Here is a 26,780-nt window from a genome sequence, read left to right as displayed (position 1 = left end):
GCGGCGGCGCCACATGCGCCGGTGGACTGGGGTGAAGCTCCACGCGTGGTCCTGCAGCCGTACGGCGATGCCCCCGCGGGGGGCGGTCGGCGCGTCTGGCGGACGCGGCGCGGCCGTGCGGTCGTCTGAAGCAACGAATCGCGGCCCCGTCCGGTCACGGTCCTTTGGATGGGCAGACGAGTGAAACCGGACAGCCCGGTAGAATCGGAGCCAGACACCCCACGCCCGTCGCCACCGCAGCCCCGCAGGGGGAGGCGGCTCCGCGTGACACCTCGATACCGCTGCCGGAAGGCCGTCTGTGTCCTCTGCAATTCCCGTCCAGTCCGCGCCGGACAACGACACCGTCCTGGTGGTCGACTTCGGTGCCCAGTACGCCCAGCTCATCGCCCGTCGGGTGCGTGAGGCGCGGGTCTACAGCGAGATCGTGCCGAGCAGCATGCCGGTCGCCGAGATGCTCGCCAAGAACCCCAAGGCGATCATCCTCTCCGGCGGCCCGTCGTCGGTCTACGAAGAGGGCGCGCCGCAGATCGACCGCGCGATCTTCGAGGCCGGTGTCCCGGTCTTCGGTATGTGCTACGGCTTCCAGCTGATGGCCGTGACCCTCGGCGGCACCGTCGACAACACCGGTGCCCGCGAGTACGGCCGCACCCCGCTGACCGTCTCCCGCTCCGGCTCGACCCTGTTCGAGGGTGTCCCCGCGCAGCACTCGGTGTGGATGTCGCACGGCGACGCCTGCTCGGCCGCGCCGGAGGGCTTCATCGTCTCCGCCTCCACCGACGTGGTCCCGGTCGCGGCCTTCGAGAACGACGCGGCCCGCCTGTACGGCGTCCAGTACCACCCCGAGGTGCTGCACTCCGACCACGGCCAGCAGATCCTGGAGCACTTCCTCTACCGCGGCGCCGGCATCGCTCCGACCTGGACCACCGGCAGCGTGGTCGAGGAGCAGATCGCCCTGATCCGCGAGCAGGTCGGCACCAAGCGCGCGATCTGCGGGCTGTCCGGCGGCGTGGACTCCGCAGTCGCGGCCGCCCTGGTCAACAAGGCCATCGGCGACCGGCTGACCTGCGTCTACGTCGACCACGGCCTGATGCGCAAGGGCGAGACCGAGCAGGTCGAGAAGGACTTCGTGGCCGCCACCGGCGTGCAGCTGAAGGTCGTCGACGCCGCCGAGCGCTTCCTGAGCGCGCTGAAGGGGGTCACCGACCCCGAGGAGAAGCGCAAGATCATCGGCCGGGAGTTCATCCGGGTCTTCGAGCAGGCCCAGGCCGAGATCATCGCCGAGGCCGGCGAGCAGGGCGAGTCGGTCGACTTCCTGGTCCAGGGCACCCTGTACCCGGACGTGGTGGAGTCCGGCGGCGGCACCGGCACCGCCAACATCAAGTCCCACCACAACGTCGGCGGCCTGCCCGAGGACCTGCAGTTCCAGCTGGTCGAGCCGCTGCGCAAGCTGTTCAAGGACGAGGTCCGGATGGTCGGCCAGGAGCTGGGCCTGCCGGAGGAGATCGTCCAGCGCCAGCCGTTCCCGGGCCCGGGCCTGGGCATCCGGATCGTCGGCGAGGTCACCGAGGAGCGCCTGGACCTGCTCCGCGACGCCGACGCGATCGCCCGCGAGGAGCTGACCGCGGCCGGTCTGGACCGCGAGATCTGGCAGTGCCCGGTCGTGCTGCTCGCCGACGTGCGCAGCGTGGGCGTGCAGGGCGACGGCCGCACCTACGGCCACCCGATCGTGCTGCGTCCGGTCTCGTCCGAGGACGCCATGACCGCGGACTGGTCGCGCCTGCCGTACGACGTGCTGGCCCGGATCTCCACCCGGATCACCAACGAGGTCCGCGACGTGAACCGCGTCGTCGTCGACGTCACCAGCAAGCCGCCGGGCACCATCGAGTGGGAGTGACCACTCCCGCCGGCCGTTAGACCGACGACCGGAGCCTGAACGGTCGCGCCGTCGTTCCCGTATGGAAGGGAACGGCGGCGCGGCCGTTCGCGGTGCGGGCGCCGTTCCCCGGGTGGGACCTCCCACCGAAAGCGGTCAGGAGCGGGCAGAATGCGAACCGGACCTGTCAGGGAGTGACAGGCCGAGAGGGAAGGTGTGCGGGATGTCGGAGGCCAGCAACTCGGTGCCGGCCGGCGGGGGAGCGGCCGGCCGGGCCGACCGGGCGGCGCAGCTGCGGGCCCTCGGGTCCAGGTACGCACTGCTCCCGCTGCGGCTCTTCCTCGGCGTCACCTTCGGGTACGCCGCCCTCGACAAGCTCTCCGACGCGCACTACCTGGCCGGGGCGGGCGACCCGGCCTCCTTCGTCTCCCAGACCCAGGCGGCCAAGGCCGGCGGCAGCCCGATCTCGTTCCTGCTCGGCCCCGCCCTCGACCACCCGACCCTGTTCGCGCTCGCCATCGCCTTCGGCGAGCTGGCGGTCGGCCTCGGCACCCTGTTCGGCCTCTGGGGCCGGGCCGCCGCGCTCGGCGGCGCGCTCCTCAACCTCAGCCTCTGGCTGACCGTCAGCTGGAGTGTCTCGCCGTACTACCTCGGCAACGACCTCGCCTACCTGATGGCCTGGACCCCGCTGGTGCTGGCCGGCACCCCGTACCTGTCGGTGGACGGCTACCTCGCCCGCCGGGCCGGCCGGGACCGCGCGCGGGGGCTGGGCGAGGACCACGCCAGGCGCCGGGCACTGGTGGACGGCGGGATCGCGGCCGTCGCGATCGGCGGGGCCGGGCTGCTCACCGGCTCGCTGACCCGCACCTTCGGCCGGGACAAGGGCGCCGCGCCCAAGCAGTCGGCGGCCCCGGTCTCCGCCGCCCCGGGGCCCGCCCCCACGGTGTCCGCCGCGAGCGTGCCGGTCGGCGGCTCGGCCCAGGTCAAGGACCCGGCCACCGGGGACGCCGTCTACATCGTGCAGCCCACGGCGGGCCAGTACTGCGGCCTCTCCTCGGTGTGCACCCACTCCGGCTGCGCCGTGGACGCCCCGAAGAACGGCCGGCTCTACTGCCCCTGCCACGGCTCCCGGTTCGACGCCGCGACCGGCGCGGTGGTGAACGGGCCGGCGGTCAAGCCGCTGCCGAAGTACACCGTCACCAAGGACGGGGACAAGCTGACCCTGGGCCCGCAGCAGAGCTGAGGCCCAGGGCCGGGGGCTCGCTCGGGAGCGGGAGTCCGGGGGCGGGAGTCCGGGGGCGGCGACTCGGGGCGGATTACTCCTCGCGGCCGGGGCGGCCGCGCCGGGCCACCGCCGCGACCGCGCCGGCCAGGCCGCCGACGCCGAGCACGATGAAGGTGACCGGGATGACGATCCGCCCGTTCACCGACTGGTCGTTGAGCGCGGCGACCAGGTAGAGCACGGCGAGCACGGTGAACAGTGCGCCCGCGATCAGCGAGAACAGGTCGAGCCGGTGCTTCCTCACTGCTGGACCACCTTGATGTTGCCGAGCCCGATGCCGAGTTCGAGGTTGAGCGTGCCCTTGGAAGCCTGGCCGTCGGCCGGGCCGATCAGATAGCTGTGCCGTCCGGTGCTGTTGCTGCGGTCGCCGGGGACGGTGACGTCGCCGAGGCCGACCCGGGCGGTCACGTTCACCGTCAGGTCGGCCGGCACGGTGACGGTCATGTCGCCGGCGCCGAGGTCGACCTTGGTGGCGAGGGTGCCGCCAGCCGGGGCGAGCCCGGACAGGTCCAGCCGGAGGTTGCCCGCCCCCAGGTTGTACCGGTCGTGCAGGTCGGACGCCGCGGTGACCGTCCAGTCGCGATCGCCGACGGCGTTCCTCATCGAGTCCGGCGAGTGGCCGACGAAGGCCAGCGCCAGGGTGAGCAGCAGCCCGGTCGCCGCCAGCTTGCGGGCCCGGCCGAACTTCGCGCCGACCAGCAGGGTCAGGCCGACCACCAGCAGCGCGGCGGCCAGCGCCGTCGCGCTCAGCACGGTGGGGTTGTGGTGGTTCGCCGAGGCGGACCAGACCGCGGCGGCCGCGCCGATCGCCAGCAGGAAGCCGAAGAAGCCGAGCGCCGAGCGCTCCCGGGGGTGCCGTACGACGGCGGGCTCGGAGCGGCGCTTCGGGTGCTCCTTGCGCAGCGGGTCGCCCTCGGGCAGGTCGGCGCGCTGCCACCAGGGCTGGGCCGGGCCGCCGACCGGTGGCACCGGGGTGCCGAACGGCGGGGTCGCGGTCGCGGAGGTGGCGCCGTACGGGTTGCGCTCGGGGTGGCGCGGGTCCCACAGGTACCCGCTCGCGCCCGGGGCGGGGCTGTCGGCGGGGACCGTTCCGGCGGCCCGGTCGGCGGCGTGCCGGGCGCGGGCAGCCTCGTCCGGCGCCGACTGCGGCCAGAGGTGGCCCTCGGACTCGGACCCGGGCAAGTGGCGGTCGTACGGACCCCCGTGCCGGCGGCCACGCCCCCGGCCGCGGCGGCGGTCCGGGTCGTAGCGCACCGCCAGGAAGACCAGGCCGGCGAGCAGGAGCAGCGGGAACATCTGGTCGCCGTCGCCCATCGAGGAGAAGAACACCCCGGTGCCGATCACGGTCAGCAGCACCGCGCCGACCGACTGGCCGTCCACCCGTCCGGTGAGCACCCGCTGGAGCTCGGTGCGCCCGCCGCGGCCCTTGGACGGGTCGTCGGTCGGGACGATCAGCCAGGCCAGGCCGTACAGGAACAGCCCGAGCCCGCCGGAGAGGCAGAGCACCACGGTGACCACCCGGAAGACCACCGGGTCGATGTCCAGGTGCCGGCCGAGGCCGCCGCAGACGCCGGCCACCACACGGCGGTGCTCGGCCCTGGTCAGCGGCGGGCGTTCCGGCTCCGGCGGGGCGGCGGGCCCGGCCTCCTCGATGCGGGGGTCCTCGGTCATGGACACCATCCTTCCGGCAGGTACGGGTCCGGCCCAACCGGGAGCGCCCCTGCCCGTACCCTGACTTGTCCCTGATACGGGCTAGGGACACACCCTGATGCGCCCGCGGGGCCGCGCGTGGAACCATCGGTGGCGTGGCAGCCCCCGGTACCGACCCCCGAACCATCGCCTCCGACGCCGTGCCGTCGGCCGGCGCCGAGTCCAACGCGTCCGACGGCGGGAAGCCGCCGTACCGCCGGCTCTACCGCAGCCCGCAGGGCCGCATGCTCGGCGGCGTCGCGCACGGTCTGGCGGTGCACCTCGGGCTGCCGGTGCGCTGGGTGCGGCTCGCCTTCGTCCTGCTGTTCTTCGCGCAGGGGATCGGCGCGCTGCTGTACGCCGCGTTCTGGTTCGTGGTGCCGATCGGCATCGGCGAGCCCGCGCAGCGCGGCGGCGCCCAATGGGTGTACCTCAACGGCGTGTTCGTGCCGGCCGCGCCCGGGCTGCAGAGCGGCCTGCTGAGCAAGGGCCCCGCCGGCGGCTGGCTCGGGCGGCTGCGCCAACTGCTCCAGCACACCCTGCAGGGCGAGCCGGTGGCGCCGCTCGCGGAGGGCGAAGCCGCGGCGCCGACCGGCAAGAGCGGACAGGGCGGACAGGGCGGCCTCGCCCAGCTCGCCGCCCTGGTCATGGTCGTGATCGGCCTGATCGCCCTGCTCAACGTGCTCGGCTGGCAGACCGCCAAGCCGTACACCTGGCCGCTGCTGGCGATCGGCGTCGGCGTCGCGCTGGTCTGGCGGCAGGCCGACGACTCGCGCTGGCAGCGCTGGTTCGGCATCGAGGAGGGCGAGAAGCGGCGCGGCGCCTACACCCGGGTCGGCGCGGGTGTGCTGCTCACGGTGGCCGGCACCATCGCGCTGCTCGCCATGCAGGGCAGCGGTTCCGCGCTCGGCTCGGTCATCGAGGCCTCGCTCGCGGTGCTCGCCGGGGTGCTGGTGCTGCTCGGACCGTACGGCCTGCGGCTGTGGCAGGACCTCGGCGCCGAGCGCACCGCCCGCATCCGCGCCCAGGAGCGGGCCGAGATCGCCGCGCACATCCACGACTCCGTGCTGCACACCCTGACCCTGATCCAGCGCCGGGCCGAGGACCCCAAGGAGGTGCTGCGGCTGGCCCGCTCGCAGGAGCGCGAGCTGCGGCTGTGGCTGTACCGCCCGGAGGCCGCCGCCGAGGCCGCCCCGGACACCATGGCGGAGAGCCTGCGCGCCGCCGTCGCCGAGGTCGAGGACCGGCACGGCGTCCCGGTCGAGCTGGTCATCGTCGGTGACTGCCCGATGGACGAGAGGATCGCGGCACAGATGCAGGCCGCGAGGGAGGCGACCGTCAACGCGGCCAAGTACGGTGGCGGGGGACCGGTCCAGGTCTACGCCGAGGTGGAGGGGAGGACGGTGTCGGTGTTCGTCCGCGACCACGGCCCCGGCTTCGACCCCGACACGGTGCCCGAGGACCGGATGGGCGTACGGGAGTCGATCATCGGCCGGATGAAGCGCAACGGCGGCACCGCTCGGGTGCGGCCGGCGGCGGGTGGCGGTACCGAGGTCGAGCTGGAGATGGAGAGAACGAATGACTGAGGCAGCGCCGACGGGGGTCCCCGCGGCCGAAGGCTCCGGGCGTACCGCGCGGGTCGTCCTGGTGGACGACCACCGGATGTTCCGGACGGGGGTCCGGGCCGAGATCGGCCGCACCGACGTGACCGGCATCGACGTGGTCGGCGAGGCCGACGACGTGGACTCGGCGGTCCGCGTGGTCGCCGAGACCAGGCCCGACGTGGTCCTGCTCGACGTCCACCTGCCCGGCGGCGGCGGCGTCGAGGTGCTGCGCCGCTCGGTCGGCGTGATGGGCGAGCAGGGTGGGGTGAAGTTCCTGGCGCTGTCGGTGTCGGACGCCGCCGAGGACGTCATCGGCGTCATCCGCGGCGGCGCGCGCGGCTACGTCACCAAGACCATCACCGGCACCGACCTGGTGAACGCGATCTTCCGGATCGCCGACGGCGACGCCGTGTTCTCGCCCCGACTGGCCGGCTTCGTCCTGGACGCCTTCGCCGCCACCGACACCCCGCCGGTCGACGAGGACCTGGACCGCCTCACCCAGCGCGAGCGCGAGGTCCTGCGCCTGATCGCCCGCGGCTACGCCTACAAGGAGATCGCCAAGCAGCTCTTCATCTCGGTGAAGACCGTCGAGAGCCACGTCTCCGCCGTCCTGCGCAAGCTTCAGCTGAGCAACCGCCACGAGCTGACCCGCTGGGCCACCGCCCGCCGCCTGGTCTGATCCCCCCGGCGTCTAGCCCGCCCGGTCCGGTTCCTCCGGGCCGGGCGGGCTTGTCGGTGGGTGGCCATAGACTCGGAGTGCCATGAGTAGCCTCTTTGACGACCTTCCGCTCCCCGGTTTCGAGGCACTTGCCGCCGGGTCGAAGCAGCCCGACGCGCCCATCGACGAGGAGCCCCCGCCGTACGAGGACGACGTTCCGTACGACGCGTACGAGGAGGCGATCCCGGACGGGCTGTTCCGGACCGACCACTCCGCCGACGCGGAGCGGGACGCCTGGTACCGCAACGGCGCCGCCCGTACGGTGATCGACCCGGCGCAGCTGCTGGAGGGGATGAACGACCCGCAGCGCGAGGCCGTGCTGCACGCGGGGTCGCCGCTGCTGATCGTGGCCGGCGCCGGTTCGGGCAAGACCCGGGTGCTGACCCACCGGATCGCCTACCTGCTGGGCGCCCGCGGGGTGCAGCCGGGGGAGATCCTGGCGATCACCTTCACCAACAAGGCCGCCGGCGAGATGCGCGAGCGCGTCGAGGCACTGGTCGGCCCGCGCGCCCGGGCGATGTGGGTGTCCACCTTCCACAGCGCCTGTGTGCGGATCCTGCGCCGCGAGTCCAAGCAGCTGGGGTTCACCTCCAGCTTCTCGATCTACGACTCGGCCGACTCGCAGCGGCTGATGTCGCTGGTCTGCCGCGACCTCGACCTGGACCCGAAGCAGTTCCCGCCGAAGTCCTTCACGGCGAAGGTCAGCAACCTCAAGAACGAGCTGATCGACGAGGAGACCTTCGCCGACCAGGCCGCCAACCCGATGGAGAAGAAGCTCGCCGAGGCGTACGCGCTGTACCAGCGGCGGCTGCGCGAGGCCAACGCGCTGGACTTCGACGACATCATCATGACGACGGTGAACCTGCTGCAGGCCTTCCCCGACGTCGCCGAGCACTACCGGCGCCGGTTCCGGCACATCCTGGTCGACGAGTACCAGGACACCAACCACGCCCAGTACATGCTGGTCCGGGAGCTGAGCGGCGGATCCGTCGCGGCCGCGCCGAAGCGCACCGCGGACGGGGACTTCGTGAACCCGGCCGCCGCGCACCTCGCCGAGGTGCCGCCGGCCGAGCTGTGCGTCGTCGGTGACGCGGACCAGTCGATCTACGCCTTCCGCGGCGCGACCATCCGCAACATCCTCCAGTTCGAGGAGGACTACCCGAACGCGAGCACGATCCTGCTGGAGCAGAACTACCGCTCCACGCAGACCATCCTGAGCGCCGCCAACGCCGTCATCGAACGCAACGCCAACCGCCGCGAGAAGAAGCTCTGGACGGCCGGCGACCACGGCGAGAAGGTCATCGGCTACGTCGCGGACGACGAGCACGGCGAGGCCCAGTTCATCGCCGACGAGATCGACCGGCTCACCGACAAGGGCGAGGCCAAGCCAGGCGACGTCGCGATCTTCTACCGGACCAACGCCCAGTCCCGGGTCTTCGAGGAGGTGTTCATCCGGGTCGGCCTGCCGTACAAGGTGGTCGGCGGGGTGCGCTTCTACGAGCGCAAGGAGGTCCGGGACGTCCTGGCCTACCTGCGGGTGCTCTCCAACCCGGAGGACACCGTGCCGCTGCGCCGGATCCTCAACGTGCCCAAGCGCGGCATCGGCGACCGGGCCGAGGCGATGATCGACGCGCTGGCCGCGCGGGAGCGGATCTCCTTCGCCCAGGCGCTGGCGCGGGTGGACGAGGCGTACGGGATGGCCGCGCGCTCGGCCAACGCCGTCAAGAAGTTCAACACCCTGATGGCCGGGCTGCGCCAGGTCGTCGAGTCGGGCGCGGGCCCGGCGGCGGTGCTGGAGGCCGTCCTGGAGGAGACCGGCTACCTGGCCGAGCTCCAGTCCTCCACCGACCCGCAGGACGAGACCCGGGTGGAGAACCTGCAGGAACTCGCCTCCGTCGCCCTCGAGTACGAGCAGGACCCGGGCGAGCGGCCGGACGCCGAGGAGGACGGCGCGCCCCCGGTCGGCTCGCTGGCCGACTTCCTGGAGCGGGTCGCGCTGGTCGCCGACTCCGACCAGATCCCGGACGAGGACGAGGAGGGGCGCGGCGTCATCACGATGATGACCCTGCACACCGCCAAGGGCCTGGAGTTCCCGGTGGTCTTCCTGACCGGCATGGAGGACGGGATCTTCCCGCACATGCGGGCGCTCAACCAGGTCAAGGAGCTGGAGGAGGAGCGCCGGCTCGCGTACGTCGGGCTGACCCGGGCGCGCGAGCGGCTGTACCTGACCCGCTCGGTGCTGCGCAGCGCCTGGGGACAGCCGGCGTACAACCCGGCCTCGCGGTTCCTGGAGGAGATCCCGGAGACGCTGGTGGAGTGGAAGCGCACCGGGGCGGTGCAGGCGCCGGCCCAGCGCGGCTACTCCTCGGGCTCGTCCTGGGGCAAGTCCTCGTCCGGGGGCGGCAGTTCGCGTTCGTCCTCGGGGTCCTCGTCCTCGTCGTCGTTCTCGGCCTCGGCCTCGCCGAAGGCGGGCTGGGGGCAGTCCGCGCGGCGCGGCGGCAAGGTGGTGGAGCGCGACGGCGTCTCGCTGGCCGTCGGCGACCGGGTCACCCACGACAGCTTCGGGCTGGGCACGGTGGTGGCCGTGACGGGCGTGGGCGACCGGGCGCAGGCCACCGTCGACTTCGGCACGCAGGGGCGCAAGCAGCTGCTGCTGCGCTACGCGCCCGTCGAGAAGCTGTAGCGCTAGCGGGGGTCCAGGCCGTTGGCCAGGAACCACGGCAGCGGGTCGATCGGCCCGCTGCCGGCCGGCCGGATCTCGAAGTGCAGGTGCGGCCCGGTGCTGTTGCCGCTGCTGCCGACGAAGGCGATGACGTCGCCCTGCTTCACCGGCCCCTTGCGGATCTTGTAGCCGCGCAGGTGGCAGTACCAGGCCTCGGTGCCGTCGGACATCTTGAGGACCGACATGTAGCCGTAGAACGGGTTCCACTGGGTGCGGATCGTGCCGTCGGCGACGGCCATGACCTGGCTGCCGCCGTCCACCGGGAAGTCGATGCCGGTGTGGCGGTTGGCCCAGTGGGTGCCCGCCTCGCCGAACAGCTCGCCGAGGCCGTGCTGCGCGACCGGCATGACCACCTTGGGCTTGACCGGTTCCGGGGCCGGCTCGGCGGCGGGCTGCGCGGTCGGGGTGTCGCTCGGCCGGGCGTCGGTGGGCTGGGTGCCGGCCAGCGGTCGGCGGGCGTCGCCGCGCGAGGCCTGGGCCTGGTCGCCGGTCGCGAGGGCCTGCCGCGCCGCGGTCCGGGCGGCGGTGTTGTCCGGGGCGTCGGCCGCCGAGGCCTGCGCCGGCACCCGCCCGTCCTGCTCCTGCACCACCGCGACGGCCCCCGCGCCGGCGACCCCGAGCGCGGCCATCGACGGGAGCGCGACCCGCAGCAGCGCCGTCCGGGTGGCCGCCTTGGCGGCACCGCGGCGCTCGGCGCGGGACTGCTCGCGGGCGGCGAGGCGCAGCTGCGCACGGGTCGGACGGGCGGCTGCTTCGGGAGCCATCGGGGGCTGCCTCCTCGGTGGGCCTCGGTCACGGACGTCGTCGGTCGAGGTCGAACAGCCGTGACTGTAGCCGGAAGGCCGACGCGCCGGAAAAACCTCCGGTTGTCAAGGGGGCGCTCGGGGGGTCTGGGGGGAGGTCGGCGGAAGGATGGGTATACCCGCTGGTAGCAAGGCTTGGAGCTGTGACTTTGCCCTCCTCTTGGGAGGGGGCGCGGTCAAGCGGGCCGGGTGGCGCTAACCTCCCCTCAGGTTGGTTATTGACCGTTAACCGCGCCCGTGGCCCACGAAGCCCGGTGGGGTGGTGGACAACGATGTCCAGGAGGCAGTGATGAGTGTGTCGGGGCCGATCCGTGTGGTGGTCGCCAAGCCGGGGCTCGACGGTCACGACCGTGGCGCCAAGGTCATTGCGCGTGCCCTGCGCGACGCCGGTATGGAGGTCATCTACACCGGGCTGCACCAGACGCCCGAGCAGGTCGTCGACACCGCGATCCAGGAGGACGCGGACGGCATCGGGCTGTCGATCCTCTCCGGTGCCCACATGACGCTGTGCGCGCGGGTGCTGGAGTTGCTGAAGGAGCGCGACGCGGCGGACATCAAGGTCTTCTGCGGGGGGATCATCCCGGACGAGGACATCGCCGAGCTCAAGGCGATGGGCGTCGCGGACATCTTCACCCCGGGCACGCCCACCCGGGACGTGGTCGCCTGGGTCGAGGCCAACCTGCGGGCGAGCTGATCCTCGGGTGAGCTGATCGTCGGCAGGACGGGCGGGCCGGTCCCTCGGGGCCGGCCCGCCCTGCCGTTCCCGGGGCCGCTTCGTCACCCGGTCCGCCGGACCGCTCGTCCGGACTGCCCGGCCGGAGGCCCGTTCGGACTGCCCACCCGGCGTCAGCCCGCCAGCTCCGCGAGCATCGCGGCCCGGAAGCGCAGGGTGCCGGCCAGCCGGGCGAAGGTCTCGGCCCAGGCGGAGTCCGGGGCGGCCCCGGCGGCCAGCTCCTCCACCGCGCCGGCCGTCTCGGGCGCGAGCGCGCGCTCCGTCATCCCGAGCACCCCGCTGTGGCTCCACGGGTACGCGCCGGAGGCGGCGGCCCGGGCCAGGGCGCTCACCACGGCGGTGGACAGCGGCGGCGTCCACGGGGTGGCGCAGGCGCCGAGCAGCTGGAAGGCCTCGCCCAGCCCGTGCACCTCGATGAACGCGGCCGTCCAGGCGGCCCGCTCCTCGGGCGGCAGGACGGCCAGCAGCTTGGCCGGGGCGCCGGTGGCACGCGGGGCACGGGCCCGGCCGGCGCCGCGGGTGGGCGGCACCGGGGCCGGGCCGAGCAGTGCCCGGGCCCAGCCGGCGTCGTGCTGGCGGACCGCGGCGCGCGCCCAGGCCTCCCGCAGGTCGTCGGCCCAACTGCTGCTGGTCTCGTCGATGCTGTCGCCGACCCGCAGGGCGAGCAGCTGTTCGGGTGTCAGGCCGGTGCTCTCCGGCCAGACCGAGAGCGGGGCCGCGGCCACCAGCTCGCCGAACCACCAGGCCCGTTCGCCGCGCCCGGTGGGGGACTTGGGCGCGATGCCGTCGCGCTGCATCTGCGCGTCGCACTCGGCGGGCGGGGTGACCAGCAGGTGCGTGCCGCTCCCGGCGAGGCGTACGGCGGTCCGCGCGCGCTCGCCCATCCGGCGCGCCAGGGCGGAGCCGGGCAGGGTGGAGAGCAGTTCGGCGGCGGTGGCGCGGACGTTCTTGCTGCGGTCGCCGAGGGCGGCCTCCAGGAACGGCTCGTCGTCGGGGGAGAGGCCGTCCTGGAGGGAGTCCAGGAAGAGCAGGCGGTCCTCGGCCCGCTCGGTGGACCAGGTGCTCCGCAGCAGCTCCAGGCCGGCGGCCGGGTCGCGGCGGCGCAGCAGCGTGAGGTGGGTGACACGCTCGGCGAACAGGCCCTCGTGCCACAGCTGGTGGTCGGCGGGGTCGTCCTGCTGCCGGGCCGGCTCCTGGGTGGTGGTGCGCAGCACGAACCGCCAGTCGGGGTTCCGCTCGGCCAGCCAGCGGCCCAGCGGGCCGGCCAGTGCGACGGCGTCGGAACGCAGTTCGCCGCGCGCGCGGGCGGCGTCGAGCAGGCCGGGTATCAGTGCGGCGGGCGGCCGAAGGCCCCGGGCGCGGGCGGTGGCGAGCCACTGCGGCAGCAGCTCGGCCAGGTTGGCCAGGGTGCCGCCGGCGCCCCCGCCGCTGCGGCCGGCCAGCAGGACCGCCAGCCGGCGGGCGGCCGGCTCGGGCAGCTCCGGCCGGGTGTCCTCGGGCGCGGGCGGGCCGGGCGGCTCGGCGGCCGGTACGGGCAGCGCGCCCGCCCGGCGGCGGACGGTGGCGAGGGCGGCCAGCTCCAGCAGGGCGGTGGCCGGGTCGGTCCGGTCCACGGCGTCGGCGAGCGGCAGGGCGGTGGCCGGGAGCGGGCGGCGGTCGGTGCCGAGCAGGGCGCTGGTGTGCAGGGTCTCCCACGGGTCCTGGGTGATCGTCATTCTCGGTGCTCCTAGGAATTGGTGAGGCCGACCGGTCGGTGCCCGGCGGGCCAGGCCGTGACCGGGGCGAAGCCCTGGTGGCCGTACTCGCCGAAGACCGTCAGCGGGCGGCCGGTGGAGACCGCGGCCAGGCGCCACAGCGCCGCCTCCGGGACGGCCGAGGCGCGGACGGGCACGGTGTGGTGACCGTCCGTCAGGTGCCAGCCGTCCGGGGTGCGGACCGGGACGACGTCGGTGAGGACCGTCGGCCAGGTGTCCAGCCACGGGTCGTCGGCGACGGCGGTGCCGTACCCGGCCACCGCCTCGGCGACGGTCAGCCCGACGGGTGGGTCGGCCGGGCCCGCCTCGGGGGCGCCGTAGCGGGTGCCGAGGACGGCGCGCAGCGGGCGGGCGCCGGGGTGGTAGGCGAGTTCGGCCTCCAGCAGGTGGCCGGTGGGCAGGGCGAGGTCGGGGGCCTGGCCGGGGCGGCCGAAGGCCAGCAGCAGGGCCGGGCGACCGGTCTTGGCGCCGCGCAGCCAGACCCGGCGGGTGGTGAGCCGCTCGTCGGACGTGTCCCGGCTGCCGAGCACCAGCCAGCGGTCGCGGACGGTGGGGCCGGCCAGCACCTCGGCGGCATCCAGGGTGTAGCCGACCCGGGTGCGGACGCTCGCGGCCAGCTCGGCGGGCAGCTCGTCGAGCCGGGTGGCGGCGGTGGCGAGCAGGTGGAGCATCGCGTACTCCTCCAGCCGCCGCTCCTGCGGCAGGGCGTCGAGTTCGCGGACCCGGGCGGCCAGGCCGGGGGCCTGCGCGTCGACCATGCGGGCGGCGACCTCCTCCCAGGGGCCGGCGGTGGACTGGTCGGCCAGGCCGTGTCGGATCCGGTCGGCCAGGCGCAGCCGCAGCTCGGCCGCGCCGGCCGCGACCCGGGCGCCGCGCTTCTCGGCCCGGCGGCGGGCGGCCTCCGGGTCGACCGGCTCCGCCGCGCGTTTCTCGGCGCGCTCCTGGCGGGCCCGGAGCCAGTCGGCCGCCCAGTCGGCGGGCTCGGAGGCCGGGACGGCCTCCGGGGAGCCGCTCCACAGCAGGAGGAGTCCGAGCGCGTGCTTGCACGGGAACTTCCGGCTGGGGCAGGTGCAGTTGTAGGCGGGCGTGACGAGTTCGATCACGGTGCGGTACGGCGTGCGGCCGCTGCCCTTGCACTCGCCCCAGACCGCGGTGCCGTCCTCGCCCGTGCCGGACCACGACGCGGGCGAGGAGAGCTTGCCCGCCGCCTTCTGCGATGCGGCGTCAGGTGCCAGGGACAGGACGTGTTCGGTGCTCCAGCGTTCCTCCATGCGGCCGACCGTAGGCGGCGGCACTGACAGTGGCTGACTGACCGTCCGGCGCCCTTCCCGGGGTCGGCGGGCGTTGTCAGTGGGACGGTGCAGGGTGGTTCCCACAGGCCGGGACGCCGACCTGGCTCCCCCCGATCATCCTGCCCCGGGGCACCCGTGTGCCCCGGTGGCCGACCTCAAGGAGCCCCCATGACCGACGTTCTGCGGCAGCACGCCGAGGACGCCTTCGCCGGCGAACTGGCCGCCCTGGCCGCGCAGGACGACCGTCCGCGCCCGGAGCGCTGGAAGCTGTCGCCATGGGCCGTGGCGACGTACCTGCTCGGCGGCGAACTGCCCGACGGCACCCGGATCACCCCCAAGTACGTCGGCCCGCGCCGCGTGGTCGAGGTCGCCGTGACGACGCTGGCGACGGACCGGGCGCTGCTGCTGCTCGGCGTGCCCGGCACCGCGAAGACCTGGGTGTCCGAGCACCTGGCGGCCGCGATCAGCGGCGACTCCACGATGCTGGTGCAGGGCACCGCCGGCACCCCCGAGGAGGCCGTCCGGTACGGCTGGAACTACGCCCAGCTGCTCACCCGCGGCCCCAACCCGGACGCCCTGGTGCCCTCGCCGCTGATGCGGGCGATGGCCGACGGCAAGATCGCCCGGGTCGAGGAGCTGACCCGCATCCCGGCCGACGTCCAGGACAGCCTGATCACCATCCTGTCCGAGAAGACGCTCCCGGTGCCGGAGTTGGGCAGCGAGACGCAGGCGGTGCGCGGCTTCAACGTGATCGCCACCGCCAACGACCGCGACCGCGGCGTCAACGAGCTCTCCAGCGCGTTGCGCCGCCGGTTCAACACCGTAGTGCTGCCGCTGCCGGGCTCGCTGGAGGAGGAGGTCGACATCGTCACCCGCCGGGTCGGCCAGCTCGGCCGCTCCCTGGAGCTGCCCGAACTGCCCGGCGGCGCCGAGGAGATCAGGCGCGTGGTGACCGTCTTCCGGGAGTTGCGGGCCGGGATCACGGTGGACGGCCGGACGAAGGTCAAGACCCCGAGCGGCACCCTCTCCACCGCCGAGGCGATCTCGGTGGTGACCAACGGCCTGGCCCTGGCCACCCACTTCGGCGACGGCGTGCTGCGCGCCGGGGACGTGACGGCCGGCATCCTCGGCGCCGTCGTCCGCGACCCGGTGGCGGACCAGGCGGTCTGGCGCGAGTACGTCGAAGGGGTGGTGCGCGAGCGCGACGGCTGGAAGGACTTCTACCGGGCCGCCCGCGAGGTGACGGCATGACCGCGGAGGTCGCTCTCCTCGGCATCCGCCACCACGGCCCCGGCTCGGCCCGTTCGGTGGCCGCCGCGCTGGCGCAGTGGCAGCCGGACGCGGTGCTCGTCGAGGGCCCGCCGGAGGCCGACGGCATCGTCCACCTGGCCGCCGAGAAGGACCTGGTGCCGCCGGTCGCGCTGCTCGCCCACGCGGTGGACGACCCGGCGAAGGCCGCCTTCTGGCCGTACGCCGCGTTCTCCCCGGAGTGGGTGGCGATCCGGCACGCCGTGGAGCACGACCTGCCGGTCCGCTTCATCGACCTGCCCGCCGGGTACGGCTTCGCGCCCGCGCCCGAGGCCACCGCCGGTTCCGACGGCACCGGTGGATCCGACGCCACGGGTGCCGACGACGCCGGCGAGGTGCCCGCCGACCCGCTGGCACTGCTCGCCGAGGCGGCCGGGCACGACGACCCGGAGCGCTGGTGGGAGGACGTCGTCGAGCACCGCGCGCCCGGCACCGACGCGCTGGCCCCGTTCGCCGCCGTCGCTGAGGCGATGGGCGCGCTGCGCGCCGAGGGTCTCGGCGAGTCCCGCCGGGACCTGCTGCGCGAGGCGTACATGCGCCAGCAGATCCGTGCCGCCCGCCGCGCCGGGCACCGGCGGATCGCCGTGGTCTGCGGAGCCTTCCACGTCCCCGCGCTGGAGACGATGCCCACCGTCGCGCACGACCGGGCGCTGCTCGCCGAGCTGCCGAAGAAGGTGCGGACGGACATCACCTGGGTGCCCTGGACGCACCGTCGGCTCTCCCCGGCCACCGGGTACGGCGCGGGCGTGCACTCGCCCGGCTGGTACCACCACCTGTTCACCACCGACGGCGACCCGGTGCCGCGCTGGCTCACCCGGGCCGCCGACCTCCTGCGCGCCGAGGACCACCCGGTCTCCTCCGCCCACGTCATCGAGGCGGTCCGGCTCGCCGAGACCCTGGCCGTCCTGCGCGGTCGCCCGCTCGCCGGGCTGACCGAGACCCTGGACGCCGTCCGCGCGGTGCTCTGCGAGGGCTCGGACGTCGCCCTGGAGCTGGTCCGGGACCGCCTGGTGATCGGCGACGAGCTCGGCGAGGTCCCGGACGCCGCACCGGCGGTTCCGCTGCAGCGCGACCTCGCCCGGCTGCAGCGCTCGCTGCGACTCAAGCCCGAGGCCACGCCGAAGGACATCGACCTCGACCTGCGCAAGGAGACCGACGCGGCCCGCTCCCGGCTGCTGCACCGGCTGCGGCTGCTGGGCGTGGACTGGGGCGTGCCGGCCCGCTCCTCGGTCAACTCGACCGGGACGTTCCGGGAGAGCTGGCGGCTGTGCTGGCAGCCGGAGTTCGCGGTCCGGATCGCCGAGGCCGCCCAGTGGGGCACCACGGTCGAGGAAGCGGCCACCGGCAAGGCGGTCGGCACCGCCCGCGCCGCCGTCGAACTCGCCGAACTGACCGGCCTGGTGGAGACCTGCCTGCTGGCCGGGCTGCCCGGCGCGCTGCCCGCAGTGATGCGGGTGCTCGCCGACTGCGCGGCCCTGGACACCGACGTCGCGCACCTGGCGGGCGCGCTGCCCGCGCTGGTCCGCGCGCTGCGCTACGGCGACGTGCGGGGCACCGACGACGGCGCGCTCGCCGGGGCGGCGGCCGGCCTGGCCGAGCGGATCTGCGTCGGACTGCCGCCCGGCTGCGTCGGGCTGGACGCCGAGAGCGCGGCGGCGATGCGCGGCCGCCTCGACGAGGTGCACGGCGCGATCGGCCTGCTGACCTCCGCCGGGCCGCCGGCCGCCGACGCCGCACCGGACCGGGACGGTCCGGACGGCCGGGGTGACGCTGCCCACCCGGGCAACCCCGCCGCCCCCGCCGGCCCCGACCGGGCACCGGACCCGCACGGCCTGGCCGGCCTGGCCGACCGCTGGGCCGCCGCCCTGCGCTCACTGGCCGCCCGCGAGCCGTCCGGCGGCCCGGCCACCGGGGCCCCGGGCCTGCTCCGCGGCCGGGCCGTCCGGTTGCTGCTGGACGACGGCCGACTCGACTCCGAGGAGGCCGGCCGCCGACTGCGGCTGGTCCTGTCCGTCGCCAACGCCCCCGCGGACGCGGCCGGTTGGGTCGAGGGCTTCCTCACCGGCGGCGGCGCCCTGCTGCTGCACGACCCCCGGCTGCTCGCCCTGCTGGACGCCTGGCTGACCGGGGTGAGCGGCGAGGTCTTCACCGACGTCCTGCCGCTGCTGCGCCGTACCTTCGCCGGGCTGGAGGCGGGCGTGCGGACGACCATCGGCGGCCGGGTCGCGGCCGGTCCGCTCGGCGGCCCCCCGGCGGACCGGGCCCCGGTGGGCGAACTGGACCGCGCCCGCGCCGACGCCGCCGTCCCCGTCGTGGCCCTGCTGCTCGGCGTCCGCCCGCGGATCCCCCGGCAGGCCGCCGGCCGCAACACCTGACCCTCGCAGCAGCGGACACACCCGCCGCACCCGACGACCCGCCGCACCCGACGACCGGCCGCACCCGATCACCGCGGTACCCGCTGAAGCAGGAGGACGAGATGGCAGCGCCCACGACCGACGAACGGCTGCGCCGCTGGCGGCTGGTGCTCGGCGGCGAGGCCGACGGCACCGGCTGCACCCTGCGCGGCCGGGACGCCGCGATGGACGGCGCCCTCGGCGCGCTCTACCGCGGCGCGCCCGAGCAGGGCGGCCGGGCCGGCCGCGGCGGCGGGCGGCGCAGCGCGGGGCTGGGCGGTTCGGCCCCGCAGGTGGCCCGCTGGCTGGGCGACATCCGGGAGTACTTCCCGTCCACCGTCGTCCAGCTGATGCAGCAGGACGCGATCACCCGGCTCGGCCTGGACCGGCTGCTGCTGGAGCCGGAGATGCTGGAGGCCGTCGAACCGGACGTCCACCTGGTCGGCACCCTGCTCTCGCTCAAGCACGCGCTGCCCGAGACCACCCGGGAGACCGCCCGGGCCGTGGTCGGCAAGGTGGTCGCCGACCTGGAGCGCCGACTGGCCGACCGCACCCGGGCCACCCTCGGCGGGGCCCTCGACCGCAGCGCCAAGGTCAACCGCCCCCGGCACCGCGACATCGACTGGGACCGGACGATCCGGGCCAACCTGAAGAACTACCTGCCCGAGTACGGCACCGTCGTCCCGGAGCGGCTGGTCGGCTACGCCCGCGCGCAGCGCGCGGTGAAGAAGGACGTCATCCTCTGCATCGACCAGTCCGGCTCGATGGCGCCCTCGGTCGTGCACTCGGCGGTCTTCGGCGCGGTGCTCGCCTCGATGCGCACCCTGGACACCCGGCTGGTCGTCTTCGACACCTCGGTGGTCGACCTCACCGAGCAGCTCACCGACCCGGTGGACGTCCTGTTCGCCACCCGGCTCGGCGGCGGCACCGACATCAACCGCGCGCTCGCCTACTGCCAGTCGAAGATCACCCGCCCCTCCGAGACCGTCGTCGTGCTGATCAGCGACCTGTACGAGGGCGGTATCCGGGACGGCATGCTCAAGCGGGTCGCCGCGATGAAGGCGGCCGGCGTCCAGTTCATCGCCCTGCTCGCGCTCTCCGATGAGGGTGCGCCCGCCTACGACCACGCACACGCCGCCGCCCTGGCCGCCCTCGGCGCGCCGGCCTTCGCCTGCACCCCGGACGTGTTCCCCGAGATCATGGCGGCGGCGATCGAGAAGCGCCCGATCCCGGTGCCCGACCAGGGGGTGTGACGGATTCACCCGGACGTGCGAATCCACCCGATCGGTGGAAGGGGGTTTACCGGGACGCTCTAGGCTGTCTGTGACGGTTCTCACCCATGCCGGGCAGGCCCCGGGCGGAACAGTCCCGTCCCACGGGGATAACCTGCCAGACGGACGTGACGCGCGTGTTGATTGACGTGTGCGCCCGTGGCTGTGTGGGCCGCAAGGCCGTACCTCTGCGTACCCGCACCGCCCCGACGACCCGCAGCGAAGATCCTGCCGTGGCACGCTCGTAGAGACACAATCCGCGACCACGAACAAGGACGAACACACGTGGACCTGTTCGAGTACCAGGCGAGGGACCTCTTCGCCAAGCACGGCGTGCCCGTGCTTGACGGTGATGTCATCGAGACCCCCGAAGCCGCTCGTGCCATCGCCGAGCGCTTCGGCGGACGCGCCGTCGTCAAGGCTCAGGTGAAGGTCGGCGGCCGCGGCAAGGCCGGTGGCGTCAAGCTCGCCGCGGACCCGGCCGACGCCGTCGCCAAGGCCGAGGCGATCCTCGGTATGGACATCAAGGGCCACACCGTTCACAAGGTGATGCTGGCCCAGACCGCGGACATCAAGGACGAGTACTACGTCTCGTTCCTGCTGGACCGCACCAACCGCACCTTCCTGGCCATGGCCAGCGTCGAGGGCGGCGTGGAGATCGAGGTCGTCGCCGAGCAGAACCCCGAGGCGCTCGCCAAGATCCCGGTCGACGCCAACGAGGGCTGCACCCCGGAGAAGGCCGCCGAGATCGTCGCCGCGGCGAAGTTCCCGGCCGAGATCGCCGACCAGGTCGCCGATGTCCTGCAGAAGCTGTGGAAGGTCTTCATCGCCGAGGACGCGCTCCTCGTCGAGGTCAACCCGCTGATCAAGTCCGGCGACGGCAAGATCATCGCGCTTGACGGCAAGGTCTCCCTGGACGAGAACGCCGAGTTCCGCCAGCCCGAGCACGAGGCCCTGGAGGACAAGGCCGCGGCCAACCCGCTGGAGGCCGCCGCCAAGGCCAAGGGCCTGAACTACGTCAAGCTCGAGGGCCAGGTCGGCATCATCGGCAACGGCGCGGGCCTCGTCATGAGCACCCTCGACGTGGTCGCCTACGCCGGTGAGAAGCACGGCGGCGTCAAGCCCGCCAACTTCCTCGACATCGGTGGCGGCGCGTCCGCCGAGGTCATGGCGAACGGCCTGGAGATCATCCTGGGCGACCCCGACGTCAAGTCGGTCTTCGTCAACGTCTTCGGCGGCATCACCGCGTGCGACGCGGTCGCCAACGGCATCGTGCAGGCCCTGGAGCTCCTCGCGAGCAAGGGCGAGAACGTCACCAAGCCGCTGGTCGTCCGTCTGGACGGCAACAACGCGGAGCTGGGTCGCAAGATCCTCGACGACGCGAACCACCCGCTGGTCCAGCGCGTGGACACCATGGACGGCGCCGCTGACCGCGCCGCCGAGCTGGCCAACAAGTAAGGAAGGGGACTTCACACCATGGCTATCTTCCTTACCAAGGACAGCAAGGTCATCGTCCAGGGCATGACCGGCTCCGAGGGCATGAAGCACACTCGCCGCATGCTCGCCTCCGGCACCCAGATCGTCGGCGGTGTCAACCCGCGCAAGGCCGGCACCACGGTCGACGTCGACGGCACCGAGGTGCCCGTCTTCGGCACCGTCGCCGAGGCCATGGAGAAGACCGGTGCCGACGTCACCGTCATCTTCGTGCCGCCGAAGTTCACCAAGGACGCCGTCGTCGAGGCCGTCGACGCCGAGATCGGCCTGGCCGTCGTCATCACCGAGGGCGTTCCGGTGCACGACACCGCCGCCTTCTGGGCGCACGCCGGTGCCAAGGGCAACAAGACCCGCATCATCGGCCCGAACTGCCCCGGCCTGATCAGCCCCGGACAGTCGAACGCCGGCATCATCCCGGCCGACATCACCACCTCCGGCAAGATCGGTCTGGTCTCGAAGTCCGGCACCCTGACCTACCAGCTCATGTACGAGCTGCGCGACATCGGCTTCACCTCGGCCGTGGGCATCGGCGGTGACCCGGTCATCGGCACCACCCACATCGACGCTCTCAAGGCCTTCCAGGAGGACCCGGAGACCGAGATCATCGTCATGATCGGTGAGATCGGTGGCGACGCCGAGGAGCGTGCCGCGGACTTCATCAAGGCGAACGTGACCAAGCCGGTCGTCGGCTACGTCGCGGGCTTCACCGCCCCCGAGGGCAAGACCATGGGCCACGCCGGCGCCATCGTCTCCGGCTCCTCGGGCACTGCCCAGGCGAAGAAGGAGGCCCTCGAGGCCGCCGGTGTCAAGGTCGGCAAGACGCCGTCCGAGACCGCCCGCCTGGCCCGCGAGATCATCGCCGCCCAGGCCTGATCCCGCCCCCGCGCGCAACGGGCGCCCCCGCCCTTCCCGGGCGGGGGCGCCCGCCGCTTTCAGCGGGCTGCTTCGGCTGGCTGCTTTCGGCGCGCCTCCGGCTGCCGGCCTCCGGGCAGCCGGCGTCATTCAGTGCGCTCTCGGTCCCGTTGTGCAGGGCCGCGGCGACCACAGCGGGCAGACCACCGGACCCTGCGGCGGCGGGGCCTCCGCGCCCCGCGCCGCCTCCGGCAGCTGCCAGCGGGCGACCGCCTGGCTGTGCGGCTCCAGCACCACCGCCTCCAGTCCCGGCGCCGGGCTGCACCACAGGCTACTGATGCCGTTCGGCGCCCCGCCCGGCAGCAGCGGCACGCCCGGCTCCTCCGCCTCGGCAGCGGGCAGGCACAGCGAGGGTGCCGGCGGCTCGGGCGGCCGGAACAGCACGGCCGGCCGCACCCCCGACAGGGTCGCCAGCGCCGCCCCGCCCACCGCCGCCGTCAGCAGGGCCGCCGCGCCCGTCCGGCTCGCGGTCCCCAGCCGGTACCGGGCCCGCAGCACCGGCACCGGCGCCCGGTGCGGCGCCGGGCAGCCGCGCACCGCCGCCCGGTGCATCAGTCGGCTCAGCCCGTCCGCGAACCCCGGCGCCGCCGGATCCGGCCCCACCAGGTCCGGCACCCACTGCGCCAGCGCCGCCCTGGCCGTCCACACCCGCCCCTCGGCGGCCGCCCGCGTCGACTCCACCTCCACCGCGATCGCCGCCGCCGGCAGCCCCAGCCCGTCGTGCAGCACCAGCGCCCGGCGCTGCGGCCGCGACAGCCGCTTGAGCGCCTTCAGCAGCGCCCGGTCGCGGTCGGTCAGCCGGTCGTGGTCCGGTAGCACCGCCTGCGACTCGTCCGCCGGACGCACTTTGATCCGCCGGTGCGGCAGGCCCCACGCATGCGCCCGTCGCGGCCCGCCCCGGTGCCACGGCGACAGCGCCAGCTCAAACGCCCGCACCCGCACCCACGCCTCCGGATCCCCCGACCGGGCCACCGCCCGCCACCCCCGCCGCGCCTGCCCGAACGCCAGCCGCACACAGTGCACCGCGCGGTGGCGGCAGGCGGTCAGCAGGAACACCTGCTGCACCAGGCGGGTGTGCGTGCTCTCGTACAGCTCCTCGAAGCTCGGCGCCGGGCGGTCGGCGGCGTAGGGCGAAGCCGGTGCGGGGGACGAAGGATCGCGCCTCTCCGCGGGCCGGCCGCGCCCGCCCGCGGCCGGTGCGGCCGGAGCCGTGTGCGTCATCTCGCCGTGCCCTTCCGTGCCGGCGGGCGCCGGGGCGGGCCCGCCGCCGACGGCCGGGGGCTGCTGGTGCTTCGCGGTCGAGGAGTCCTGGGGGGCCTGCGGTCCGTCGCCGGAGGGTGCCGTACGGCTGGCGAGCGGGGGCCGCTGATGCTCCGGAGCCGTGGAACCCTGGGGGTTCTGCGCCAGGTTGTCGTGCTGTGCCGCCTCCTCGTTCCGTCCGGTGCCGGAGGACTGCCGCCGTTCTTCGTCTGCGGCCGAGGCGGCCGGAGCCGCCTGCCCGCCGTCGGCGGCCGGGCGCCCGTGCGCGGCCGCTGTCGGCGCCGCCGTCCGCGCCGTGCCGGTGCCGGCGGAGGTGTGCGGCTCCGCGCCGGTCTCCGGAGAGGTGTCGATGAGGTCCGGCCGGGGCGCCTGGTCGGGGCGGGAGGACGGACGCCCGCGCGCGGGCGCGTGCGCCGTGTCTCCGCACTCTTGGCGGGCGCGCCGCGCCGTCCGGCCGCGTCGGGCGCCGGAGGCGGGGGGTGGCGTGGCGCCCGGCGGCGCTGCCACCACTGCTTGAGGTGCCGGCTGCGCCGCCTGCTCGGCCGTTCGGGTCCGTCCGCCGTCGATCGCCGTCCGGCCGTTGACCGCGGCGGGGCCGAGGGAGGACGGGGTGAGGCCGGCGAAGTTCGCCGGGCGCAGGGGCGGGACGTACGGCAGGGTGCCCGCGGCGCGGGTGATCGCCTCGGCTTCGGTGGGGGCGCCGAGTTTCCGCATGGCGCGCAGGAGGTAGCTGCGTGCGGTGGTGGGGGTGATGCCGAGGGCGGCGGCGGTGCGGGGGAGGTCGTGCCCGGCGGCGAGGTGGGCGAGGGTCTGGGCCTCACGGGGGGTCAGCTTCCGCAGCAGGCGGGCCGCGTCGTGGTCGGCGCCGGCGGGCTCGCGGTGGCGCTTCGGGGTGGGGGAGTCGGCGGTGGGCGGCGTGGTCATCAGACGCTCCGGGCCAGGGCGCCGGCGGTTGGGGGGCACGGTCTGAAAATGCGCATAAGCCAATAATCTGGGACACGGCGGCGGTTTGCCGCTTCACGGAGCATGGCGAGTCGCCTTGGCACCATGAGGCGCATGACGCAGCTGATGGGCCGTCCGATCCTGGAGGCGCCGGGAGAATTGGGCGGACGCCCCGCGCTGGCCGACCTGTTGGCGGGGGTGCGGGCGGCGCTGGTCGGCTTGGCGGGGGTCGGAGTGCCGGTGCTCGGGCTGTGGGTGGTGACGCCGTACGCGGACGACGGCGCGGCCGCTGCCACCCGGTTGGCGGGGGTGCTGTGGCTGCTCGGGCACGGTGCGCCGGTGCTGCGCGGGGATGCGGGCGCCCCGCTGACCGTCACTCCGCTGCTGCTCGGCGTCCTGGCCGTGGTCCGGCTCCACCGGGCGGGTGCCGGGGTGGCGGCGCGGCGCGGGCCGCTGCGCTCGCGCTGGGGCGGCCCGGTGGCGCTTTGGGCGGGGTACTGCGCGGTGGCGGTGGCGGTGGCCCTGCACTGCGCGGGCGCCGGGCTGTTCCGCAGCCAGGTGCTGCTGGACGTCCTGGTGGTGGCATTGGTGGCGGCCCTGGCCACGGCCGCCGGAGTCCGCTCGGCCGACGCCGACGGCTCCCCGATCGCCCGCTCCCCGATCGTCGGCTCCCCGATGGCCCGCTCCCTGCTGGACCGTCTCCCGCCGTCGTGCCGTCCGACCGGCGGCGCGGCGGTGGTACGGGCCGCGGTGCTGGCGGCCGGAGCCGGGCTGGTCGCGGCGGGCGGGGTGCTGGTGGCGGTGTCGGCGCTGCTGGACGCGGTGGTCGGCGGCGGGCGCGGGATGGCGCTGCTCGGACGCGGGCCCGCCGCGCTGTCGGGCCTGCTGCTGCTCGCGCTGGTGCTGCTGCCGAACGCGGTGCTGTGGGGCGCGGCGTACGCGCTCGGCCCGGGGTTCGTGGTGGGCACCGGGACGGCGGTGTCGCCGGGCGGTACGGCGCTGGGACCGGTGCCGGATTTCCCGCTGTTCGCGCTGCTGCCGGCCGACGGCCCGGGCGGCTGGCGGTGGGCGGCGCTGGTGCTGCCGCTGCTGGCCGGGGTGGTGCCGGCGGTGATGTTGGGCCGCGCGGCGGCGGGTCGGCGGAGTCCGGCCGACGGGATCGACGGGATCGAGGGAATCGAAGGGGTCGAGGGGGCTGAGGACCGCGCCGAGCCCTGGCCGCCCGCTGCGACGGTGACGGCTGCGCTGGCGGCGGCCCTGGTGGTGGGGGCGGCGGCCGCCCTGCTGGGCTGGCTGTCCGGCGGGGCGCTGGCGGGCGAGCGGATGGTCTGGCTGGGGCCGGTGCCGTGGTCGACGGGCCTGGCGGCGGCGGCCTGGCTCGCGCTGGTGACCGTCCCGGGCGCCCTGCTCGTACGGCACCGCGCGCTCGCCCCGGCGGAGGGTCAGGGCGCGTACGCCCGGCTCGTGTGGCAGGCGCGCCGGGGTGCGCTGCGGCTGCGTGCCCGTACACACGCCCTCGTGCTGCGCCTGTCCGGGCCTGCCCGCGAGGCCGCGGACCCGGTCGACTGAAGCCGGACCGGTCGACTGACGGACTGACGGACTGACGGACTGACGGACTGACGGACTGACGGACGGCCGGGTTGCCGGACTGCCGGGCTACTCGGTGTTCCCGGTGAAGTCCACGTACCACTGCGGCGCGTACCGGTCGCAGTTCTCGGCGCCGACGGCGGTCAGCGAGTCCTGAACGCAGGTGACGTAGTCGCGGTAGTGGTAGCCGAGGCCGATCACCGACGTGGCGACGACGACGGTCATCGCGCCGGTCAGGATCCCGGCGAGCGCGGCCGGGGTAAGCGGGTTCGGCGCCGTGCCCCCGCGGACCGGACCGACCGCCCCAGCAGGCCCGAACGCCCCCGAAGGACCGACCGCCCCCGCAGGGCCGGCGGCCGCACCCGCGGCACCCTTCGGGCTCCGCAGGGCGCTGATGCCCCAGACGATGCCGAGCACCCCGACCAGCAGGGCGATCCAGTGGAAGCCCGCGAACAGGCAGACCAGCGCGAACGGCCCGGCCAGCGCGGCGTTGCGGGCCCGGCGGTGGGCCGGGTTGGCGGGGTCGAGCCGGGGCGGCTGCGGGGCCGGGGGCCGCTGGCCGGGCCGGCCGTCGCCCTGGCCGGAGCCCCACGGCGGCGGGAGCTGCGGGCGCTCGCCACCCTGGCCGCCGGCGCCGTCCGGGCCCTCGCCGGTCCAGGGGCTGCGCGGCTGCCACGGCTGGTCCGGGGCATCCGTGGGCGGCGGCGCGAAGGGGTTGCGCTCGTCGGTGTCGTCGCCGCTGCTCATGGGTTCAGCCAATCCTTGTCGGTCGGAGCTCGGCCGGAGCTCTGTCGGAACTCTGTCGGAACCCGGTCGGACTCGGCCGGAGCTCGCTCCGAGTCCGGCCTGAGGGTCCCGCGGTCGTCGCGGTCTCGCGGTCGGCGCGGTCTCCCGCGCCCTCCAATGATCCCGCAGCCGTTCGCCGGCCCACCGGCGGCCCGGGCCCCGAGCCCGGTCGGGCCCGCCCGGACGCGGCGGGACTCCGGTTCGGCGGGCCCCCGGCCGTGTCTTCGACAGGCCCGGGGAGATCCCCGTCTCAACTACGCGCGTAGCGCCGCCGGGAGGGTTCGGAGGCCGTCCGACCAGCCGTTATCGTGGTGACGGTCAGCAGCTCACATCGGTTCCCGGGGCCCGCGTCGCGGC

Annotated in this window: 19 protein-coding genes and 1 pseudogene; 13 read left to right on the top strand and 7 right to left on the bottom strand. The window is 74.7% G+C overall.

Going from position 1 to position 26,780, the window contains the following annotated elements; translation table 11 throughout:
* The first annotated feature begins 298 nt into the window (after positions 1 to 298).
* From guaA to ACIBEC_RS23145, 3 genes and pseudogenes are all read left to right on the top strand, one after another.
* Positions 299 to 1,894 (top strand): glutamine-hydrolyzing GMP synthase, encoded by a 1,596-nt coding sequence (gene guaA / locus ACIBEC_RS23155; RefSeq protein WP_360495125.1) that lies wholly within the window; start codon positions 299 to 301, stop codon positions 1,892 to 1,894.
* 202 nt (positions 1,895 to 2,096) lie between these two features.
* Positions 2,097 to 2,624 (top strand): annotated as a pseudogene (locus ACIBEC_RS23150) (DoxX family protein); the annotation flags it as partial.
* A gap of 48 nt (positions 2,625 to 2,672) precedes the next feature.
* Entirely contained in the window at positions 2,673 to 3,116 is a 444-nt protein-coding gene (locus ACIBEC_RS23145) for a ubiquinol-cytochrome c reductase iron-sulfur subunit (RefSeq protein WP_396288793.1), read from the top strand.
* A 73-nt stretch (positions 3,117 to 3,189) separates the two neighbouring features.
* Here the strand turns inward: ACIBEC_RS23145 and ACIBEC_RS23140 are convergent, their stop codons facing one another.
* Both ACIBEC_RS23140 and ACIBEC_RS23135 read right to left on the bottom strand, forming a co-directional pair.
* Positions 3,190 to 3,399, bottom strand: a complete 210-nt coding sequence (locus tag ACIBEC_RS23140) for a hypothetical protein (protein WP_360495131.1) — start codon at positions 3,397 to 3,399, stop codon at positions 3,190 to 3,192.
* Positions 3,396 to 4,826: a PspC domain-containing protein gene (locus ACIBEC_RS23135; RefSeq protein ID WP_360495134.1), complete on the bottom strand. Its 1,431-nt coding sequence runs from the start codon at positions 4,824 to 4,826 to the stop codon at positions 3,396 to 3,398. The genes ACIBEC_RS23140 and ACIBEC_RS23135 overlap by 4 nt, the downstream gene beginning before the upstream one ends.
* Positions 4,827 to 5,089: 263 nt before the next feature.
* Here ACIBEC_RS23135 and ACIBEC_RS23130 point away from each other — a divergent pair, with 263 nt between their 5' ends.
* The 3 genes from ACIBEC_RS23130 to pcrA all read left to right on the top strand — a co-directional run bounded on the left by ACIBEC_RS23130 (position 5,090) and on the right by pcrA (position 9,849).
* Positions 5,090 to 6,430, top strand: a complete 1,341-nt coding sequence (locus tag ACIBEC_RS23130; RefSeq protein WP_396288791.1) for a PspC domain-containing protein — start codon at positions 5,090 to 5,092, stop codon at positions 6,428 to 6,430.
* Positions 6,423 to 7,127, top strand: a complete 705-nt coding sequence (locus ACIBEC_RS23125; protein ID WP_360495137.1) for a response regulator transcription factor — start codon at positions 6,423 to 6,425, stop codon at positions 7,125 to 7,127. Before ACIBEC_RS23130 ends, ACIBEC_RS23125 begins: the two co-directional genes overlap by 8 nt.
* A gap of 82 nt (positions 7,128 to 7,209) precedes the next feature.
* Positions 7,210 to 9,849 carry a DNA helicase PcrA gene (gene pcrA / locus ACIBEC_RS23120; protein ID WP_360495140.1) on the top strand — a complete coding sequence of 880 codons (2,640 nt, stop codon included), beginning with the start codon at positions 7,210 to 7,212 and terminating at the stop codon, positions 9,847 to 9,849.
* Positions 9,850 to 9,851: 2 nt separating this feature from the next.
* Here the strand turns inward: pcrA and ACIBEC_RS23115 are convergent, their stop codons facing one another.
* Complete coding sequence (locus tag ACIBEC_RS23115) at positions 9,852 to 10,652, bottom strand: M23 family metallopeptidase (RefSeq protein WP_360495143.1); 801 nt, start codon at positions 10,650 to 10,652, stop codon at positions 9,852 to 9,854.
* A gap of 328 nt (positions 10,653 to 10,980) precedes the next feature.
* Between ACIBEC_RS23115 and ACIBEC_RS23110 the strand changes: the two genes are divergently transcribed.
* Positions 10,981 to 11,385: a cobalamin B12-binding domain-containing protein gene (locus ACIBEC_RS23110; RefSeq protein ID WP_189916109.1), complete on the top strand. Its 405-nt coding sequence runs from the start codon at positions 10,981 to 10,983 to the stop codon at positions 11,383 to 11,385.
* Between the two features lie 152 nt (positions 11,386 to 11,537).
* Here ACIBEC_RS23110 and ACIBEC_RS23105 read toward each other — a convergent pair whose 3' ends face one another.
* A complete protein-coding gene (locus ACIBEC_RS23105) occupies positions 11,538 to 13,139 on the bottom strand; it encodes a DUF5691 domain-containing protein (RefSeq protein WP_360495146.1) in 1,602 nt (533 codons plus the stop codon).
* 11 nt (positions 13,140 to 13,150) lie between these two features.
* Positions 13,151 to 14,449, bottom strand: a complete 1,299-nt coding sequence (locus ACIBEC_RS23100) for an SWIM zinc finger family protein (protein ID WP_360495148.1) — start codon at positions 14,447 to 14,449, stop codon at positions 13,151 to 13,153.
* 189 nt (positions 14,450 to 14,638) lie between these two features.
* Here ACIBEC_RS23100 and ACIBEC_RS23095 point away from each other — a divergent pair, with 189 nt between their 5' ends.
* From ACIBEC_RS23095 to sucD, 5 genes are all read left to right on the top strand, one after another.
* Entirely contained in the window at positions 14,639 to 15,721 is a 1,083-nt protein-coding gene (locus ACIBEC_RS23095; protein WP_360495151.1) for an AAA family ATPase, read from the top strand.
* The gene (locus ACIBEC_RS23090) at positions 15,718 to 18,153 is read left to right on the top strand and encodes a DUF5682 family protein (RefSeq protein WP_360495154.1); all 2,436 of its coding nucleotides are present in this window, start codon (positions 15,718 to 15,720) and stop codon (positions 18,151 to 18,153) included. The genes ACIBEC_RS23095 and ACIBEC_RS23090 overlap by 4 nt, the downstream gene beginning before the upstream one ends.
* A gap of 101 nt (positions 18,154 to 18,254) precedes the next feature.
* A complete protein-coding gene (locus tag ACIBEC_RS23085) occupies positions 18,255 to 19,424 on the top strand; it encodes a VWA domain-containing protein (RefSeq protein ID WP_360495157.1) in 1,170 nt (389 codons plus the stop codon).
* 303 nt (positions 19,425 to 19,727) lie between these two features.
* Positions 19,728 to 20,900 carry an ADP-forming succinate--CoA ligase subunit beta gene (gene sucC / locus ACIBEC_RS23080; RefSeq protein ID WP_360495160.1) on the top strand — a complete coding sequence of 391 codons (1,173 nt, stop codon included), beginning with the start codon at positions 19,728 to 19,730 and terminating at the stop codon, positions 20,898 to 20,900.
* Positions 20,901 to 20,918: 18 nt separating this feature from the next.
* Positions 20,919 to 21,809, top strand: coding sequence for a succinate--CoA ligase subunit alpha (gene sucD, locus ACIBEC_RS23075; RefSeq protein ID WP_360495163.1), 891 nt, complete (start codon positions 20,919 to 20,921; stop codon positions 21,807 to 21,809).
* 129 nt (positions 21,810 to 21,938) lie between these two features.
* Here the strand turns inward: sucD and ACIBEC_RS23070 are convergent, their stop codons facing one another.
* On the bottom strand, positions 21,939 to 24,032 hold the full coding sequence (locus ACIBEC_RS23070) for a LuxR C-terminal-related transcriptional regulator (RefSeq protein WP_360495166.1): 2,094 nt from the start codon (positions 24,030 to 24,032) through the stop codon (positions 21,939 to 21,941).
* A 132-nt stretch (positions 24,033 to 24,164) separates the two neighbouring features.
* On the opposite strand from ACIBEC_RS23070, the gene ACIBEC_RS23065 reads away from it, so the two are divergent.
* The gene (locus tag ACIBEC_RS23065; RefSeq protein WP_360495169.1) at positions 24,165 to 25,619 is read left to right on the top strand and encodes a DUF6350 family protein; all 1,455 of its coding nucleotides are present in this window, start codon (positions 24,165 to 24,167) and stop codon (positions 25,617 to 25,619) included.
* A gap of 87 nt (positions 25,620 to 25,706) precedes the next feature.
* Here ACIBEC_RS23065 and ACIBEC_RS23060 read toward each other — a convergent pair whose 3' ends face one another.
* A complete protein-coding gene (locus tag ACIBEC_RS23060) occupies positions 25,707 to 26,384 on the bottom strand; it encodes a hypothetical protein (protein ID WP_360495172.1) in 678 nt (225 codons plus the stop codon).
* Positions 26,385 to 26,780 lie beyond the last annotated feature (396 nt).

It is taken from the genome of Kitasatospora sp. NPDC051164, from assembly GCF_044455625.1.
Taxonomy (GTDB): Bacteria; Actinomycetota; Actinomycetes; order Streptomycetales; family Streptomycetaceae; genus Kitasatospora.
The sequence above is the reverse complement of the archived record's forward strand: the minus strand, read 5'-3'. Positions and strand labels throughout refer to the sequence as shown.

Coding starts and splice junctions, on each gene's coding strand:
- ACIBEC_RS23115 (WP_360495143.1), bottom strand. CDS start 10,652: ATGGCTCCCGAAGCAGCCGCCCGTCCGACCCGTGCGCAGCTGCGCCTC.
- pcrA (WP_360495140.1), top strand. CDS start 7,210: ATGAGTAGCCTCTTTGACGACCTTCCGCTCCCCGGTTTCGAGGCACTT.
- ACIBEC_RS23110 (WP_189916109.1), top strand. CDS start 10,981: ATGAGTGTGTCGGGGCCGATCCGTGTGGTGGTCGCCAAGCCGGGGCTC.
- ACIBEC_RS23060 (WP_360495172.1), bottom strand. CDS start 26,384: ATGAGCAGCGGCGACGACACCGACGAGCGCAACCCCTTCGCGCCGCCG.
- ACIBEC_RS23065 (WP_360495169.1), top strand. CDS start 24,165: ATGACGCAGCTGATGGGCCGTCCGATCCTGGAGGCGCCGGGAGAATTG.
- ACIBEC_RS23135 (WP_360495134.1), bottom strand. CDS start 4,826: ATGACCGAGGACCCCCGCATCGAGGAGGCCGGGCCCGCCGCCCCGCCG.
- ACIBEC_RS23085 (WP_360495157.1), top strand. CDS start 18,255: ATGGCAGCGCCCACGACCGACGAACGGCTGCGCCGCTGGCGGCTGGTG.
- ACIBEC_RS23090 (WP_360495154.1), top strand. CDS start 15,718: ATGACCGCGGAGGTCGCTCTCCTCGGCATCCGCCACCACGGCCCCGGC.
- ACIBEC_RS23095 (WP_360495151.1), top strand. CDS start 14,639: ATGACCGACGTTCTGCGGCAGCACGCCGAGGACGCCTTCGCCGGCGAA.
- ACIBEC_RS23130 (WP_396288791.1), top strand. CDS start 5,090: ATGCTCGGCGGCGTCGCGCACGGTCTGGCGGTGCACCTCGGGCTGCCG.
- ACIBEC_RS23105 (WP_360495146.1), bottom strand. CDS start 13,139: ATGACGATCACCCAGGACCCGTGGGAGACCCTGCACACCAGCGCCCTG.
- ACIBEC_RS23070 (WP_360495166.1), bottom strand. CDS start 24,032: ATGACCACGCCGCCCACCGCCGACTCCCCCACCCCGAAGCGCCACCGC.
- sucD (WP_360495163.1), top strand. CDS start 20,919: ATGGCTATCTTCCTTACCAAGGACAGCAAGGTCATCGTCCAGGGCATG.
- ACIBEC_RS23125 (WP_360495137.1), top strand. CDS start 6,423: ATGACTGAGGCAGCGCCGACGGGGGTCCCCGCGGCCGAAGGCTCCGGG.
- ACIBEC_RS23100 (WP_360495148.1), bottom strand. CDS start 14,449: ATGGAGGAACGCTGGAGCACCGAACACGTCCTGTCCCTGGCACCTGAC.